Consider the following 386-nt stretch of genomic DNA (forward strand, 5'->3'; position numbering starts at 1 on the left):
GTCTGCGGATGCTCACCGGCCAGGAAGGCGCCAAGCCGCGCCGGTTCGAGCTTTTCGAGCTCGGGCCAGATCGGCGGCGGGCCTTCCGGTGCGACCTCGAATTTCCTGTCGCCCATGATCGCGCTCATCTCTTCGGGCGAGAGCGATTCGTTGAGGATGGTGTCCATCCTGTCGGCGGAATCGAGCAATCCCGCCCCTTCGGTGAATTCGGCCTCGAACTCAGCGACAATGCGCTCAAGATCGCTTTGCGGAATCGTCCGCAGCAGCCGGGCGCCCTCGATCAGGGCCTTCAGTTCTTCCTGCTTGAAGAATTTCAGCAGGCGGCTGGCCGACGGCTTGCCCATCGCCACAAGTATGGCGGCCGCCTTCTGCGCGCGGGTCAAGGT

The 386-nt window shown here is 63.7% G+C and carries 1 pseudogene; it reads right to left on the reverse strand.

The annotated features are described in order from the left end of the window. Window positions 1-386: pseudogene (locus tag EN925_RS39480) on the reverse strand (flagellar motor switch protein FliG); the annotation flags it as partial.

The sequence above is a fragment of the Mesorhizobium sp. M7A.F.Ca.US.006.04.2.1 genome (assembly GCF_004022915.1).
Classification (GTDB): domain Bacteria; phylum Pseudomonadota; class Alphaproteobacteria; order Rhizobiales; family Rhizobiaceae; genus Mesorhizobium; species Mesorhizobium ciceri.